We start from the raw sequence: 12,366 nt of genomic DNA, 5'->3' as shown, positions 1-12,366 counted from the left end.
AATAGTTCTTGACGACGGGCCGTGCGTTGACACTGGCGGTGAGCGGGGGGAAAGTCGGTTCGTGGTCGACGACCGGCTCCCTGGGGAATCCGAGCCGCAGATGAAGCGGTATCGGTGCACGGTACCGGGCTGTGATAAAACGGCTCGTTCGATCGGCACCCCGATGTGTTCCAGGCACAAGCTGCCGATGGAGCCGTTACCCGGCAGTGGGCACTGAGAAGATCACTTTCAGGGTCGTGCAGTAGCCGCGGGCACTCGCGATGGCGGCCGAGTAACTGGCGATGGCCAGCAACAAGAAAACCGTGGTGGTCACGGCGGTGCCCAGCAACGAGTTCCGGGCGGGTACGAGCAACGCGATGGTGAGGGCGGCAAGCCCGAGGTGGACGAAGATCAGCGTGCAGTACATGTCGAGCCGGGTGCGAAACTGATCGTGGTGCAGGCGTAGCCGGGCGGGGATGTCTTCGCCGCGCCGGAGCATGAGGTCTTGTGTGTCCTGGCCGCGACTGATGCGGTCTTCGGTAGCGCGGAGGATGTTGCCGAGCTTTGTGGGCAGCATGCGGTGCGGGAACGGATACTCGCGCTGGGCCTGTGCGAGCCGAAACTCCCTGCTTGCTACATCCGGAGGGAGTACGCGCCGCCAGTCGAACGATTGCGCTGCCCGGTATTCGGGGGTGTCGGGAACCTCATCCTGGCGGAAGACTTCTTCGACCAAGCGGACGAAGGCGAGCTCGTATCGGTTGTTGTCGAGCATTGCTCGCCTAGCTGTTTCGAACGCCCGATTGGTCTGCTCCTGGAGCTTGTCTGTGAGCCTGTGCCACCTTCGCGCTTTGTATCGGACCATGATGCGGTACACGCCCAGCCAGACCAGCGGGCCCTTCCAGTAGCCTTCGAAGAACCTGATCGCCGAGAATGAGAACGCCTGGCTGACCAGAGCTGCCAAGACCAGGGCGAACAGCAGCACCACGAGGATGCCCAGCGGCTTCGCGGTCAACCCGACCACTGCTGCGCCCAAGTCGAAGTTACCCTGGCTGCGCAGTTGCAGGAGCACCGCGCCGCAGCCGACCAGCATGGCGGCGGGCATCCAAGCACTCAAGCTCAGCTGGTCGAGCACCTTGCCGATGAACTGGGACAACCCTTCGGGCGGCTTCTGCTCCTTCTCCGCAGGGTTGCTGCTCGGCTCGGCGTCGGCCACCCGGACATGATGGCCCATCGGTGACCCCGGGCCCGGGCAACGCGCCGCGGAACCTCAACCGGTCTCGGTCGCCCGCGCTGCTTCGATCAACGCCACCACCTCGGCCGTCACCCGACGGTCCGAAGGCGTCGCCAGGTACGTCTGCATTCGGGGCGTCGGCTCTTTCAACGGCCGGAAGGCCACCCCCGGCACCGGCAGCAGGTTCGCGTGCGCCCGGTAGAACACCGTCCAGTGTGGACGGCCGAACCCCAGCGTTCCCAACGTGTCCTGCGCCGTCGTGAAGTCCGGTCCCAGCACCGGCTCGAACCCCGCCTCCCGGCAACACGAAACCACCAGGTCGTACAGCGGCTGGTTCCGCGACGGCGGACTCAGCCGCGCGGGAAGCGAAGCCAGTGAAGCGAAGGAAACCACAGAAGACGAAGCCAGCGGGTGGGACGCGGGCAAAGCCACGAACACCTCGTCCATCCACAACGGAGTCAAGTCGAGCCCGGACGAAGGCCAGGGACCCCGCACGATGGTCGCGTCCAGGGATCCGTCCCGCACTCGCTGCAACCGCTGAAGAGTCGGCGCGTGAACCAGCTCCAACGAAGTCGAAGGAGAAACCCGGGCGAACGCGCGAAGCAGCGCATCCAACCGGTCACCCAGACCCTCGCTCGTGCCGAGCCGCAGCAACCGGACGTCGCGCAGCGATGCCACCGACTCTGCCGCCCGGCGCGCCGCCGCCAGCACCTCCCGTGCCTCCGGCAGGAACCGCTGCCCCGCCTCCGTCAAGACCACCGAACGCGTCGTGCGGGAAAACAACGTCACGCCCAGCGACCGCTCCAGCCGCCGGATCTGCTGGCTCACCGCAGGCTGGACGATGTGCAGGCGCTCCGCCGCGCGGCCGAAGTGCAGTTCCTCCGCCACCGTCACGAAGTACCTCAGCTGGCGCAGCTCCACCGACCGGCCCCCATTCATCAGGATTCGTGATCAGTGTAGGAGCGTCTTGGCCATCGAAAAGCCGGCGCCCGCGAACGACGCTGAACCCATGCCGATCACGGAAGTCAACGGAACCCGCCTCCACTACGAAGACGACGGCACCGGCCCGGCCCTGCTGCTCCTGCACGGCTGGGGGACCAGCGGCCGCGTCTGGGGCTCGTGCCTGCCCGACCTCGTGCGCGACCACCGCGTCGTCACCCTCGACTGGCGCGGGTGCGGCCGCTCCGACCGCCCCGCCGAAGGCAACACCATCGCGCAGATCACCGCCGACCTCACCCGGCTGGTCGAAACGCTGGAGATCGAGCCCACCGTCGTCGGGTCCAGCATCGGTGGCCTCTTCGCCACCGAACTCGGCCTGAAGCGGCCGGACCTGGTCGACCACGTCGTCGCCGTCGGCAGTCCCGGGTACTGGCCGGGCACCGGCATGCTCGACCAAGTCCTCAGCCTGCGCGGACAGCTCGTCGACGACCGGGCGGGCACGCTGGCGGGCTGGGTGCCGGGCTGGTTCGCACCCGGCGCCGCGCGCGAGCTCGTCGACTGGACGCTCCGCCAGCTGCTCGACTCCGGCACCTACATCGACGCCCTGTTCACCGAATGCACCACCTACGACCCACGGCCGCGGCTGAAGGACCTGAAGACCCCGATCACCTACCTGCACGGCGAGCTCGACGCCCAGATCCCCCTGGAGGTGCCGCGCACCTGCGCCGCGGAAACGCCCGGCGCCCGCGTGCACGTCCTCGCCGGCTGCGGGCACCTGCCGCACCAGGAAAACCCGCGCGCGTTCACCGCCGCTCTGCGAGAGATCGTCTGAACGATGCCGGAAGTGACGCTCGAAGACACCGTCGTCCACTACGACCGGACCGGCGACGGCCCCGCGCTGCTCCTGCTGCACGGCACCGCCGCCTCCCGCGAACAGTGGGCACCGCTGACCGCGCAGGCGGACGGCTTCACCGTGCTGGCCCCGGACTTCCCCGGCTCCGGCCGGACCACCGACGACGGCGGCCCGATCACCGTCGAAGCCCTCGCCGCCCAGGCCGAAGCCGTCCTGGACGACGCCGGGTTCGACACCGCCCACGTCGTCGGGCACTCGCTCGGCGGGGTCGTCGCGGCCCAGCTGGCCGGTACCCGCCCGCGCCGCGTCCGGAGCGCCGTCCTGCACGCCGCCTGGCCCGCGACCGACGTCCGGCAGGACGCCGAGTTCCGCTACTGGCTGGACCTGCTGGAGACCGGGACCTTCGCCCGCATGCTGCCGCTGATGGCCTTCGGGCCGCGGTACTGGGAACAGGCCACCGCGGAGAGCAACGAACAGCTCGTCAAGACGCTCGAGACGGTGATCCAGCCCGGCGCGGACCGGCAGATCGAAGCCGACCGCGCCGTCGACCTGCGGCCGGTGCTCGGCCGGATCACCGCGCCGGTGCTGGTGCTCGGCAGCGCGCACGACCGGATCGTCACCGCGGACCAGCAGCGTGCGCTGGTCGCCGCGATCCCGGACGCGCGCGCCGCCGAGATCGACGCGGGGCACGGTGCCCCGGCCGAACTGCCGGACGAGTTCGCCCGGCTCGTGCTGGGCTTCGTCAGGTCAGCGCCTTGAGCACGGCCGCGGCGGCGCCGGCCATCCCGGCTTGGAACGGGTGGTAGGCGGCCGCCGCGAAGATGTTCGGGTCCTTGCCGTTGATCCACGCCGCCCCGCCGCGGGCGCAGGCGTCGTGGCCGGTCGACGGGCCGAAGGTGTCGACGTACTCCGCGGCGGTGTTCGCCGCGGCGGCGGCGAGGGCCGCGTTGAGATCGCTCTCGACGCGGTTGAGCCAGGCGTAGTCGCCGTCGGCGAACGGGAGGACGTCCGGGCACGACCCGGTGTCCGGGGCGATCCGCGGGTAGCCGACGACGATCACCCGGGCCCCGGGCGAGCGCTGGTGGATCGCGGCCAGAACGGCCTCGATCCGCGGCTGGATGGCGGTGACGGCCATCGGCACCGTCTCGACGCCGTTGACCGTGAAGTGCTGCTCGCAGGGGTTGCCGGCCGGGGCGCCCGCGCGCAGTCCCGGGCAGGTCGCCAGCAGCCGGCCGAAGAGGTCGAAGTCGTTGCCGCCGATGCCGAGGGTGACCAGGTCCGTGTCGAGGCGCAGGGCGTTCAGCTGCGGGGGGTTCGTGGCGTTGAACGCCACCGGCTGCGGCGCGGTCATCGAGGCCGTGGTCGCCCCGGCGCAGCTGACGTCGGTGAACACGCCGGGTTTCAGCGTCGCCGCGAGGATCGACGGGTAGTTCGCCGTCGACCGCCCGCACCCGAGCGGGTCGGACCGCTGCAGCGGGATGAACGGCCCGGAGGTGTAGGAATCGCCGAGGGCGACGTAGTGGTGGACAGTCCCGGCCGCCGACGCGGCGGCCGCGGTGGCGGTGAGCAGGACGGCTGCCGAAAGGACAGCGACGAGCAGCCGGGTGGTGCGCATGAAGACCTCGCTCTCACTCTGGGGACGGCTGTCCCCAGATTTAGCGAGCCCCGGGCGCCCACGGGACGGACTTCACCCGTCAGTCGGGTCACCGTCGCCGTGCTCACGGTAAGTGATCAAGGTGCGCCAGAACAGCAACGACCGGACCGTGCTCCCGGGGAGTAGCCGGGCCGACTCGCGGCGCAGCTCGGCCAGCGTCGGGTAGTCGTCGACGACCGGGGCCTTCGGGCCCTCCTCGGGGCCGCCGTTCAGCCGTTCGCCGGCGTAGACGACCAGCCGCGCGAGCGCGTTGACCGGGACCGCCGCGACCACCTTCGCCCAGTCCGCCGGCGTGCTCGGCTTCGCCAGGCCGAGCACCACGAGCACGCCGCCCGGCACCAGTGCGCGGCGCAGCTTGGCGACCGTCTCGAACGGCATGTGGTGCAGCGACGCCAGGCACGAGATGTAGTCGTAGTGCGCCTCGGGCAGCGGGTCGGTGGTGACGTCGGCCTGCCGGTAGACGATCTCGCCCGGCCCCGGCGACCCCAGCCCGGCCGCCGCCGCGACCATCGCCGCCGAGACGTCGACCGCCTCCACCGCCATGCCGGTCGCGGCCAGCCGCCGGGCGAACCGGCCGGTGCCGCAGCCGACGTCCAGCGCGATCCCGGGTCCCGGCGGCAGCAGGTCCAGCAGCAGTGGGTGGTAGTGGTCGTTGTGGTTGAACGGCATGCGTCGAGAGTGCCACCGCTCACGCACGTAGACTCGGAAGGCAAGTGCGAAAACCCCAGGCCGGAGGAGATTCAGTGCCGCAGGATGAGACAGGTCGCAAGCCGGACCTGTCGGATCTGGACAGCTTCGCGGGCGTCGACGAGCTGGGGACGTCGGGGTACGAGGAGTCCGACGACCACGACCCGGAACTGGACGTCCGCGACGTCGCGTTCGAAGCCGGCGGCGGCTCGCGCGGCGGGATCGGCGGGGTCGGCCAGCTCGGCGACAACCTGGCCACCGGCCCGGTGCCCGACCTCACCGTGCCCGAGGACACCGAGCTGCACGAGCTCGACGACCAGGGCGAACAGGTTGACTACGGCGACCCGGACGGCCCCGAGGCGCGGCGCGAGCTGATGGCCGTCGAGGCCGAGCTGAACCAGCGCTGGCCGGAGACGAAGATCGAGCCGTCGCTGACCCGGATCTCCGCGCTCACGCAGCTGCTGGGCGAGCCGAACCGCGGTTACCCGGTGCTGCACGTGGCCGGCACGAACGGCAAGGGCTCCACGGCCCGGATGATCGACGCGCTGCTGACCCGGATGGGCCTGCGCGTCGGCCGCTACACGAGCCCGCACCTGCAGCTGGTCACCGAGCGGATCGCGCTCGACGGCCGTCCGATCTCCGCCGCGCGCTACGCCGAGCTGTGGCACGACATCGCCCCGTACGTGTCCATGGTGGACGGTGCGTCGGCGGACGGCGTCGAGATGAGCAAGTTCGAGATCCTGACCGGGATGGCGTTCGCCGCGTTCGCCGACGCGCCGGTGGAGGCCGCGGTGCTCGAAGCCGGCCTCGGCGGCGCCTGGGACGCCACGAACGTCGCGGACGCCGACGTCGCCGTCATCACCCCGATCGGCCTCGACCACGTCGAGTACCTGGGGCCCGACGCGGTGAGCGCGGCCCGCGAGAAGGCCGGGATCATCAAGCCCGGCTCGGTCGCGGTGATCGCCGAGCAGGACCCCGAGGTGCTCAAGGTGCTGCTGGAGCGGGCGGTCGAGGTCGACGCCGCGGTGGCCCGCGCGGGCAGCGAGTTCGGCGTGCTGGAGAAGGAGGTCGCCGTCGGCGGGCAGCTGCTGAAGCTGCAGGGCCTCGGCGGCGTGTACGACCAGATCTTCCTCCCGCTGCACGGTGCCCACCAGGCCGCGAACGCCGCGCTGGCGCTGGCCGCGGTCGAGGCGTTCTTCGGCGCGGGCAAGGACAAGCAGCTGGTCGTCGAGGCGGTGCGCGAGGCGTTCGCCGAGGTCGAGACGCCGGGACGGCTCGAGCGCGTCCGCTCGGCGCCGACGGTCCTGCTCGACGCGGCCCACAACCCGCACGGTGCCCGCGCGCTGGCGACGACGGTGTCCGAGGAGTTCGCCTTCCGCCGCCTGGTCGCGGTGGTCGGCGTGATGGCCGACAAGGACGCCCTCGGCATCCTCGACGCGCTCGAGCCGGTGGTGTCGGACATCGTCGTGACGCGCAACTCGTCGCCGCGGTCGATGCCGCTGGAGGAGCTGAACCAGCTGGCGATCTCGGTGTTCGGCGAAGACCGCGTGGTCGCCGAGACGGACCTGGAGACGGCGATCGAGACGGCGATCGCGCTGGTGGAGACCAGCGACGACCCGGAGGAGCCGCTCTCGGGCGGCGGCGTGCTGGTCACCGGATCGGTCGTCACGGCAGGCGAAGCCCGCACGCTGTTCGGGAAGGAGCCGGCGTGACCACGCCTGCGCAGAAGCCGAAGGACCCGATGAAGGGCTTCCGCGGCGTGATGTCGGGGACGCTGATCATGGAGGCGATCACGGTCGCACTGGCCCTGCCGGTGGTGAACAAGCTCGGCGGCGGGATCTCGACGGGTACGGGCTGGACGGTCATCGCGGTGGCGGTGCTGCTGGTCGTGACGTGCGGGTTCGTCAAGCGGACGTGGGCGGTGCCGGTGGTGCTGGCGCTGCAGGTGGTGCTGATCGCCCTGGTGTTCTGGCTGCCGGCGATCGCGGTGCTGGGCGTGATCTTCCTGGCGGTGTGGCTGTGGCTGCTGTGGCTGCGCCGGGACGTCGCCCGCCGCATGGCGGCGGGGACGCTGGCGAGCCAGCAGCCCCAGCCGTGACCCGTCAGAGGTAGTCGCCGTGCTCGGTGCTCACCCGGCCGGCGGGCATGACCAGCGTGCCGGACGTGCTCACGAACGGCTTGCCCGAGCCGAGCGGGGCCCGGCCGAGCGTCTCGATCGCGCTCCGGTCGCGGCGGGTCAGGTCGTCGAGCGTGATCTGGCGAAGGCCGCGGCGATGAGCGACGCGCTGGCGGACCTGCGCACGTTGTCGGCGGAGACGGACGGCTGAGCGCCCGCCTCCGCCGAGCCGAGCCGGACGTCAGCGCAGCGCGACCACCCGCAGCGCCGGCGAGCGGAGGATGTCGGTTTCGCAGAACCGTTCCCGCACCCACTCACCCCGGCTGAAGAGCTTCGTCTGGTCGCTGAAGTACGGCGACGCCGGGTTGGCCGACTGCGAATACGTCAGCAACGTCGACGAGTCCGGGCAGCCACGCCCGCCGAAGCCGACCACCTGGAGGTAGCTCGACCCGTGCGCGACCTCGACGTTGCCGCCGTTCGGGTCCCACACCGGTGTCAGCACGTTCAGCACCCCGAGGAAGCCCTGCCCGCCGTGGACCGGGATGCGCTCGCCGTTGCGCGTGACGGCCTGGCCGTCGCGCAGCCGCGCGTCCGGGGCCAGTCCCGCCGTGCGCAAGTCCACCAGCGCGTCCCCGAACGCCTTCCGAACGTCCGGGTTGCCGACGTTGAGCGTGTTCGGCGTGGTCAGCGGCGCCTTCGGGTCGAACGGCACGGTGAACCGGGCCACGTTGCCCAGCCGCGCGGCGAACCGTTGGAACAGCAGCGAACCGCGGCTGTCGAGCGAATACGTGTGATCCCAGGTCGCGAGCGCCGGGCACGCCGGGCCGACCGGCACCGGACCGGACGACGACGGTGCCTGCCCATCCGGGAACGACGCGCACAGCTTCGCCAGGTCCGCCGCCGTCAGGTCGGCGAAGAGGCTGTGGTCGGCGAAGAGCATCTTCTTCATCGAGTCCGTCGTGAACTTGCTCGCTTCGGCCGTGAGCAGCGCTTCCCGGGTGCGCGGCGAACGCTCGGTGTCCTGGTCGGCGACGATCCGCGGGAACCCGGTGAGCGGCGCCTTGGCGTTCGCGAGCCACGCGCTGTCGTTGGTGTTCAGCTCGTAGTCCCGGCGCTGCTGCCGCGGCAGCCGGTCCGGCGCGAAGATCCCCGGCTCCACCGCGCCCGGGTCCGCACCCCACCGGCACGACGACCGCGAACCGTCCAGAATGGCCAGTCCGTCGCTCGCGAGCAACTCCTTCCCGGCCGGCGTGCTGCACTTCGCGGCCAGCTCGTCGGTGACGTGCGGGACGACCTGGATGTCGGCGTAGAGCGCGTTGCCCGCCCGGTCGGTGGCGATCGTGTTCACCCACGGCACGCCCTGCGTGCTGCTCAGCGCGCGGACGACGTCGGCCGTGCTGTGCGCCTGGTCGAGCTCGAACCACGTGTTCAGCCCGCGCATGTTGGTCGCGTTGGCGTCCCGCAGCGCGTACGCCGACTTCGCAGTCCACGGCACCGGGATCCCGCCGACGTCGTCCAGCACCGGGCCGTACCGCGTCGACCAGAACGTCTGCCGCACCGGCTTCAGCGTCCCGTCGGCCTGGCGCACCTGGACGGTGACCGTGCGGGAGGTCATCTTCTCGGGCTTGCCGTCGACCACGTACGTCGTCGGGTCCCCGGCCGCCAGCGGCACTTCGAACAGGCCGAACGTGACCGGGGTGGACACCGTGTGCGTCCAGGCCGCGTCCGCGGTGTGCCCGATCATCACGAATGGCATGCCGAGCAGGCTCGCCCCGGCCACGTCGACCCGGCCCGGGATGGTCAGCTGGCTCTGCCAGAACCGGCGCCCGTCGTGCCACGGGTAGTGCGGGTTGCCGAGCAGCACGCTGCCCTTGCCCGCCGCGGTCCCGTCCGCGCCGACGGCGATGCCGTTGCTGCCCAGCCCGCCCTTGCCCAGCCCGTCCCGCAGGCTCGCCGACAGCTGCGCGGGCGTGCCCGCGGCCGGTGCCGGTGCCCCGGACGGCGGCGCGGCGAACAGCCCTTCGGTGACGAAGCCCAGGCCGCCGGTGACGGCGATGGAGTAGAAGTGCCGGTAGAAGTCCTGCTCGGTGATCGGCCGGACCCAGTCCGCGCCCCGGCAGGCCGGATCGGTGATCCCGGACCGGCCGGTGCGGGCGAGGTAGGCGTTGAACCCCTTGACGTAACCGGAAACGACCTGCCGGACCTCGGGCCGCGGCCCCTGCGGCGCGGGCTGCGCGACCAGCCGGTCGACCACGCCGGAGTCGTTGAGCTGCTGGAAGAACAGGTCGCTGTGCAGGTTGTCCTTCGCCTCGGACAGCGACCGGTAGCCCTCGCCGTCCGGGCCGAAGTACCGCGACCGCTGCGCGCTCACCGTGAGGTAGATCTTCGCGAGCTCGCAGACGTTGTCGGTCGCCGCCGCGTAGCCGTACCCGTAGCCGAGGCCGGCGAAGTCCCCGGCGACGATGTGCGGGATGCCGTGTTCGGTGTAGCGCAGGACGGCTTTCGCGCCGTCCTGCCCGGCGTTCGCCACCCCCGCGCCGAGCGTGGACACCGAGAGCGTGACCGCGAGAACGGCCAGCGCCTTCCTGATGTGTGACATTGCGGACCCCCTTGTCGTGATCACCACGCTACCGACGGCGATGACCGCGGGGATGGGGGAAATCCCCCGATATCCGTTCACCCGCGCGCAAGCCGGTGTTGGCCGCGGCGGGATAGAAACCGCGCATGACCGAACACTCCCGCCGCACCCTCATCAAGGCCGGGCTGACCGGCGCCTCCGCGGTCGCCGCCGGCCTCGTCGTGCCGTCTGCGGCCTTCGCCGCGGTCCCGCTCGTCCGCCGCGACCGGCCGGTGCTCACCCACGGCGTCCAGTCCGGCGACGTCACCCCGGGTTCGGCGATCGTCTGGTCCCGCGCGGACCGGCCGTCGCGCCTGGTCGTCGAGATCGCGCGGGACCCGTCGTTCCGGCACGCCCGCCGCGTGCCCGGCCCGCTGGTGGGCCCGGACAGCGGTGGCACCGGCCGGGTGCGCGTCCCCGCGCTCGCGCCCGGCACCGAGTACCACTACCGCGTCACCGCCGAAGCCCTCGACGGCCGCGGCACGAGCGAGCCGCTGACCGGCCGGTTCGCCACCGCGCCGGTGGGCCGCCGCGACGCCCGGATCCTGTGGTCGGGCGACGTCGTCGGCCAGAACTGGGGCATCAACCCGGGCCTCGGCGGGATGACGATCTTCTCCGCGATGGCCGCCCGCTGCCCGGACCTGTTCCTGCACAGCGGCGACACGGTGTACTCCGACGGCCCGCTCACCGAGACCGTCACCCTCCCCGGCGGCCGGACCTGGCGCAACGTCGTCACGCCGGAGAAGTCGAAGGTCGCCGAGACCCTCGACGAGTTCCGCGGCCAGCACGCCTACAACCGCCTCGACGACAACTTCAAGCGCTTCGCCGCGCAGGTCCCGTCGTACGTCCAGTGGGACGACCACCAAGCGTGTCAACCAGCAACAGCCTAGCATCGCTCTACCTGCGATAACGCGGCTAGTGGCGTTCCCTGTGCGAGCGTGGCGGCGGAAGCACCCACCACCCCGGAAGAAATGGTGGGTGCCTTCCCCGTGCTGAACGGAACATGCTGAGCCCTCGGTGCGCTATGATTCGAGGTGGAGGCGACGGGGGTTGAACCCGCTTGGGACGCTTGACAGGCCACCCTGGTTACCGAACCCGCCCCCTCCGCCAGAAGCCCCTGAGTTGCCGCTCGGGGGCTTCTAACGTCTCCGGTGATACTCTACCACCTTCACTGCAAACATCCAGAGTAAAAATTTTTCACTGCCAGCCTCGGTCTGGCATCTCTGTCGAAGTTCCTCTGGTACACTGATGAACCGGAGGTCGACTTATGAGCGAGACCGGCCAGCGGTCCAGTGCGCAGAGGCGCAGGTACCCGTCACTGAACCTGGAACAGGCGATCGAGCGCGCCCGCGTGCTGTATGACCGGGAGCGTTACAACCCCACGCCGATCGACCTCATTGCCAAGCACTGGGGCTTCAAGAGCATCAACACCGGTCCTGCCTCTACCGCGTACTCGGCAGTGAAGCAGTTCGGGTTGCTTGACGAGTCTGGTGCCAAAGGGCAGCGGAAGGCGGCCGTCAGTCAGCGAGCTCGCGCTATCCTTACCGCACCGTCGGATGTACGGGACAAGGAGATCCGCGCAGCGGCGCTAGAGCCAGTCATGAACAGGTTGCTCTGGGAGCGGTACGGCGCCAACACTGGCTCTCCTGAGTCCTTCAACTGGCATCTGACTAGCGAACTAGGCTTCTCTGACACTGGCGCCAGAGAGTTTGCGAAGCAGTACCAGGCGACAATTCGCTTTGCGGGTCTGGACGACGACTCAGCCGACAACACAGTGCCAGACACTCCGAACGACGGCGACGATGACCCTCGGGAGAGCACCGCTGCACCTACCTACCCCAAGGCGCCGACAGTTGACGTCTGGAACACCCCAACCGGCCGAGTTGAGGTTCCGATGCATCACCCGCCGGCAACCGCTCGTATGAGCCGTCATGCAATTCCGCTTGTCGGCGGCAAGCAGGTCATTCTAGAGGGCGAGTTCCCGCTGACTGAGGCCGCCTGGAATGGCTTCATGGTCATCCTCCAAGCCTTCAAGCCGGGGCTGGTTGAGTCTGAGCCCACAGCGGCTCCGCAACCGCCCGGCGGGCAGCTTCGGGAAGAGCTGGACGAATGAGAGATGCTGCATCGCCATATCGGACAGCGACAGCGCCTGGCACATCGACAGCACAGATTCAGGACGGCGCCAACCGCTTGAACTGGGCCATAGCGCAAGATCTCAGGTAGCCTGTACCACCGAGCCGGTTTTCGCCTCCTGTGCGCCGTGTGCCCTCATCGCCGAGTAACACCCGTA

Annotated in this window: 11 protein-coding genes, 1 tRNA gene and 1 pseudogene; 7 read left to right on the top strand and 6 right to left on the bottom strand. The window is 70.2% G+C overall.

Going from position 1 to position 12,366, the window contains the following annotated elements; translation table 11 throughout:
• Positions 1-196: 196 nt before the first annotated feature.
• Positions 197-1,192, bottom strand: coding sequence for a hypothetical protein (locus HUT10_RS15160; RefSeq protein ID WP_176171801.1), 996 nt, complete (start codon positions 1,190-1,192; stop codon positions 197-199).
• Positions 1,193-1,246: 54 nt separating this feature from the next.
• Positions 1,247-2,149 carry a LysR family transcriptional regulator gene (locus HUT10_RS15155; protein ID WP_254896878.1) on the bottom strand — a complete coding sequence of 301 codons (903 nt, stop codon included), beginning with the start codon at positions 2,147-2,149 and terminating at the stop codon, positions 1,247-1,249.
• Between the two features lie 70 nt (positions 2,150-2,219).
• Between HUT10_RS15155 and HUT10_RS15150 the strand changes: the two genes are divergently transcribed.
• A complete protein-coding gene (locus HUT10_RS15150; RefSeq protein WP_176171800.1) occupies positions 2,220-2,981 on the top strand; it encodes an alpha/beta fold hydrolase in 762 nt (253 codons plus the stop codon).
• 3 nt (positions 2,982-2,984) lie between these two features.
• Entirely contained in the window at positions 2,985-3,761 is a 777-nt protein-coding gene (locus HUT10_RS15145) for an alpha/beta fold hydrolase (protein WP_176171799.1), read from the top strand.
• Here HUT10_RS15145 and HUT10_RS15140 read toward each other — a convergent pair.
• Both HUT10_RS15140 and HUT10_RS15135 read right to left on the bottom strand, forming a co-directional pair.
• Positions 3,745-4,617, bottom strand: a complete 873-nt coding sequence (locus HUT10_RS15140) for an SGNH/GDSL hydrolase family protein (RefSeq protein ID WP_176171798.1) — start codon at positions 4,615-4,617, stop codon at positions 3,745-3,747. The genes HUT10_RS15145 and HUT10_RS15140 overlap by 17 nt on opposite strands.
• A gap of 72 nt (positions 4,618-4,689) precedes the next feature.
• Positions 4,690-5,325: a bifunctional 2-polyprenyl-6-hydroxyphenol methylase/3-demethylubiquinol 3-O-methyltransferase UbiG gene (locus HUT10_RS15135; RefSeq protein WP_176171797.1), complete on the bottom strand. Its 636-nt coding sequence runs from the start codon at positions 5,323-5,325 to the stop codon at positions 4,690-4,692.
• Between the two features lie 74 nt (positions 5,326-5,399).
• Here HUT10_RS15135 and HUT10_RS15130 point away from each other — a divergent pair, with 74 nt between their 5' ends.
• Genes HUT10_RS15130 through HUT10_RS15120 form a run of 3 tightly spaced genes read left to right on the top strand, consistent with a single transcriptional unit; the run spans position 5,400 to position 7,670 of the window.
• A complete protein-coding gene (locus HUT10_RS15130) occupies positions 5,400-7,055 on the top strand; it encodes a folylpolyglutamate synthase/dihydrofolate synthase family protein (RefSeq protein WP_176171796.1) in 1,656 nt (551 codons plus the stop codon).
• The gene (locus tag HUT10_RS15125; protein WP_217709610.1) at positions 7,052-7,441 is read left to right on the top strand and encodes a DUF4233 domain-containing protein; all 390 of its coding nucleotides are present in this window, start codon (positions 7,052-7,054) and stop codon (positions 7,439-7,441) included. The genes HUT10_RS15130 and HUT10_RS15125 overlap by 4 nt, the downstream gene beginning before the upstream one ends.
• A gap of 19 nt (positions 7,442-7,460) precedes the next feature.
• Positions 7,461-7,670, top strand: a complete 210-nt coding sequence (locus HUT10_RS15120) for a hypothetical protein (RefSeq protein ID WP_176171795.1) — start codon at positions 7,461-7,463, stop codon at positions 7,668-7,670.
• Positions 7,671-7,700: 30 nt separating this feature from the next.
• On the opposite strand, the gene HUT10_RS15115 is transcribed toward HUT10_RS15120, so the two are convergent.
• Entirely contained in the window at positions 7,701-10,058 is a 2,358-nt protein-coding gene (locus tag HUT10_RS15115) for a penicillin acylase family protein (protein ID WP_176171794.1), read from the bottom strand.
• A gap of 125 nt (positions 10,059-10,183) precedes the next feature.
• On the opposite strand from HUT10_RS15115, the pseudogene HUT10_RS15110 reads away from it, so the two are divergent.
• Positions 10,184-10,942 (top strand): annotated as a pseudogene (locus HUT10_RS15110) (alkaline phosphatase); the annotation flags it as partial.
• 169 nt (positions 10,943-11,111) lie between these two features.
• Here HUT10_RS15110 and HUT10_RS15105 read toward each other — a convergent pair.
• Positions 11,112-11,179, bottom strand: a tRNA-Asp gene (locus HUT10_RS15105).
• A gap of 164 nt (positions 11,180-11,343) precedes the next feature.
• On the opposite strand from HUT10_RS15105, the gene HUT10_RS15100 reads away from it, so the two are divergent.
• Entirely contained in the window at positions 11,344-12,189 is an 846-nt protein-coding gene (locus HUT10_RS15100; RefSeq protein ID WP_176171793.1) for a hypothetical protein, read from the top strand.
• Positions 12,190-12,366 lie beyond the last annotated feature (177 nt).

The organism is Amycolatopsis sp. Hca4 (genome assembly GCF_013364075.1).
Taxonomy (GTDB): Bacteria; Actinomycetota; Actinomycetes; order Mycobacteriales; family Pseudonocardiaceae; genus Amycolatopsis.
This window is presented reverse-complemented; position numbering and strand designations above follow the sequence as displayed.

Excerpts from the sequence above, each read along its gene's own strand:
- HUT10_RS15135 (WP_176171797.1), bottom strand. The coding sequence starts at position 5,325 with ATGCCGTTCAACCACAACGACCACTACCACCCACTGCTGCTGGACCTG.
- HUT10_RS15140 (WP_176171798.1), bottom strand. The coding sequence starts at position 4,617 with ATGCGCACCACCCGGCTGCTCGTCGCTGTCCTTTCGGCAGCCGTCCTG.
- HUT10_RS15145 (WP_176171799.1), top strand. The coding sequence starts at position 2,985 with ATGCCGGAAGTGACGCTCGAAGACACCGTCGTCCACTACGACCGGACC.
- HUT10_RS15150 (WP_176171800.1), top strand. The coding sequence starts at position 2,220 with ATGCCGATCACGGAAGTCAACGGAACCCGCCTCCACTACGAAGACGAC.
- HUT10_RS15115 (WP_176171794.1), bottom strand. The coding sequence starts at position 10,058 with ATGTCACACATCAGGAAGGCGCTGGCCGTTCTCGCGGTCACGCTCTCG.
- HUT10_RS15155 (WP_254896878.1), bottom strand. The coding sequence starts at position 2,149 with ATGAATGGGGGCCGGTCGGTGGAGCTGCGCCAGCTGAGGTACTTCGTG.
- HUT10_RS15100 (WP_176171793.1), top strand. The coding sequence starts at position 11,344 with ATGAGCGAGACCGGCCAGCGGTCCAGTGCGCAGAGGCGCAGGTACCCG.